The organism is Actinomycetota bacterium (assembly GCA_035536535.1).
Taxonomy (GTDB): Bacteria; Actinomycetota; JAICYB01; order JAICYB01; family JAICYB01; genus DATLNZ01.
On the sequence record DATLNZ010000184.1, the window covers coordinates 1 to 2615 of the forward strand.

Consider the following 2615-nt stretch of genomic DNA (forward strand, 5'->3'; position numbering starts at 1 on the left):
AGTCCTGCATCCCCGGGAACGGGAACACGCCTTCCAGGATCATCGAGTACAGCGAGTCGGCCGCCCGGCTGTAGGCCTCCTCGACGCCGCTGACGCGGCGTCCGCCGTACGGGATACCTTCGCTGAACAGCACGGCGGGGACGCGGTCCTCCACCCTGACCGGGACGGCCACCCGCTGCACCCCCCGCTCGTCCGCGGCGCCGCGGTGCGGCTGTCCCGTCTCCAGGGCCAGCTGAGCCTCCGACGCGTTCTCCCGGAGAAGCGCCGTCCCCACGTGGTCCTCGGGGTACAGGGTCTGGGCCGTGTCCGGACGCGTCTGCGCCAGGACGAGAAGGTCGCGGTCGGGCTGGCGTCGCATGGGGGCCAGCAGCAGCAGGTCGGCGAACGACAGGTCCGCCAGCAGCTGCCAGACGGCCACCAGCCGGTGCAGGTGCTCCATCTCGGCGGTGCTGATGCTTCCCGCCCGGGAGCACAGGGAGCCGAGCAGCAGTGGCTCGCCGGACCGCCCGCCGACGCTTGTGAAAGTGGTCGCCACCTACTCCACCACGGCGATCACGTCGCCCTCCTGGACGACCGCCCCCTCAGCCACGCGCACCTGCGTGACGGTGCCGTCGGCCGGGGATGTCACCGGAATCTCCATCTTCATGGACTCCAGGATCACCAGGGTGTCGCCTTCGGACACACGCTGGCCCGCCTGGACCGTCACCTTCCAGACGTTGGCGACCATCTCGGCCAGGACCTCAGCCATGGCGCTTGCCCTGGAGGATCACGACGAGGCGCCCGCCCGAGCCGGGGCCTTGAGGCCGAGCATCCGGCGGGCGTCCGCCGGCTCGGCGACCGCACGCCCGACCTCCCGGGCGAGACGCGCTGCCTTGTCCACGAGCTCGCCGTTGGAGGTCGCCATGACGCCGTCGGCCACATAGAAGTTGTCCTCCAGGCCCACGCGGCACGACCCGCCCAGGGCCAAGGCCGCGGCGACCATCCGCCACTGCTCCGGCTGGCGGACGCCGACCACCTGCCAGTGCGACCCCTGGGGCAGCATCGACTTCTGGTGCGCCAGGTTCTCCACGGAGGCCGAGATCCCGCCGTGGACGCCCATGATCAGCGAGAAGTGTGGCGCGGGGTCGTCCAGCCCCATCTCGTGCAGGAGCAGGACGTTGTTGACGTGTCCGGAGTCGAAGCACTCGTACTCGGGCTTTACCCCCGCCTCGCGCATGGCCTCCAGGAAGAACACGATGTCGCCGAACGGGTTGGCGAACACGGCGTCGAGGTGGAAGACCTTCTTGGTCCGCGAGTAGATCGCGTAGTTCATCGACCCCATGTTCAAAGCGGCGATCTCCGGACGGAGTTCGCGGATGTGTGCGATCCGCTGCTCGCGGGCGATTCCGATCGCGCCGGTGGAGTAGTTGATGACGAGGTCCGGCGCGGCCGCCGAGATCGCGTCGGTGATGGCGCGGTAGTCCGACGACTCGTAGGAGGGAAACCCGGTGGACGGATTCCGCGCGTGGATGTGCACGACCGAAGCTCCGGCGTCGCGAGCTCGCCGCGCCTCCTCCCCGTATTCCTCGGGCGTATAGGGGATGTACGGGCACTGCTGGCGGTTGGCCGCAGCCCCGGAGATGGCGCAGGAGATGATGACCTTGTCCTCGACCGCCATGGCGTCCTTTCCCGCTCGGGTCCAGCGGTTCAGACTACCGTCGCGGCCGGGGGCCGCCGCCGGAAGGAGATTGCCTCCGGCGGCAGAAGTACGAACCGTGCGACGCGTAGCACTGATGCTCACCGTGATTCTCGTCGGCTCCCTGCCGCTCCCCGCAGGCGCAGCTACCCACAGCATCGACGCGGGTGGCACCTCCTTCACCCCGCGCCTGGTGACCGCCGCCGCGGGCGACCAGATCCGGTGGGACATGTCCAGCGGATTCCACACAGTGACCGCGTGGGAGGGCGCCACATTCGACTCCGGCCCACTTTCTCCGGGCGACCAGTTCTCGGCTCAGTTCCCGGGGGGCACCGTCCGGTACCGGTGCGTGCCGCACTCGTCGCTCACCGACGGCCAGTGCAGCGGGATGTGCGGGGTCATCAGCGACCGGATGGTCACGGCCCCAATCATCCGGACGCCCACGAACGGCCAGCGACTGACCAGCCCGAACGTGACATTCGACGGCACGGTGACGGCGAGCGTCGTGGGAGTCGAGGTCTCGGTGGACGGCGTGTTGATGCGCACCAGCCCGATCCATGCAGGAGAGTGGTCCTACGTCGGGGGCCACGCCGAGGGAACCCACGTGGCCACGGCCGTGGCGCTGGACGCCGACGGCTTCCGCAGCCAGGCCGCCTCCGTCACCTTCACGATCGACCTTCCGGACGACTTCGAGCCGCCGGAGGTGACCATGCACAGCATCTCCGACCACCAGATCTACAACCGGACCGCCCCCGCCCAGGTCCTCGGCTCCGCCTCGGACGACACCGTCGTCGGACGGATCGAGGTCCTGATCACGTCGCTGGCGGGTCTGGGAGCTCAACGGGTGGTTGTTGCGGACTGCCAGGCGTGCCCGTCGCCGGAGGTCCCATGGACCGCCACCGCGCGGCTGGATCCCGGGATCCACACGGTCCAGGCCCAG

Annotated in this window: 4 protein-coding genes; 1 reads left to right on the forward strand and 3 read right to left on the reverse strand. The window is 69.6% G+C overall.

What is annotated here, in order from left to right; all coding sequences use genetic code 11:
• The 3 genes from VNE62_12190 to VNE62_12200 form a co-directional block, all read right to left on the reverse strand.
• A partial coding sequence (locus VNE62_12190; protein HVE93040.1) for a histidine kinase N-terminal domain-containing protein occupies positions 1-535 on the reverse strand: 535 nt, incomplete at its 3' end.
• The gene (locus tag VNE62_12195) at positions 536-748 is read right to left on the reverse strand and encodes a biotin/lipoyl-binding carrier protein (protein ID HVE93041.1); all 213 of its coding nucleotides are present in this window, start codon (positions 746-748) and stop codon (positions 536-538) included.
• A gap of 18 nt (positions 749-766) precedes the next feature.
• A complete protein-coding gene (locus VNE62_12200; GenBank protein ID HVE93042.1) occupies positions 767-1657 on the reverse strand; it encodes a 3-keto-5-aminohexanoate cleavage protein in 891 nt (296 codons plus the stop codon).
• A 97-nt stretch (positions 1658-1754) separates the two neighbouring features.
• Here VNE62_12200 and VNE62_12205 point away from each other — a divergent pair.
• Positions 1755-2615, forward strand: an 861-nt coding sequence (locus VNE62_12205; protein HVE93043.1) for a hypothetical protein, incomplete at its 3' end; no start/stop codon positions are given.

What these genes read in the sequence shown, in the direction of transcription:
- VNE62_12200 (HVE93042.1), bottom strand. Translation starts at nt 1,657, where the DNA reads ATGGCGGTCGAGGACAAGGTCATCATCTCCTGCGCCATCTCCGGGGCT.
- VNE62_12195 (HVE93041.1), bottom strand. Translation starts at nt 748, where the DNA reads ATGGCTGAGGTCCTGGCCGAGATGGTCGCCAACGTCTGGAAGGTGACG.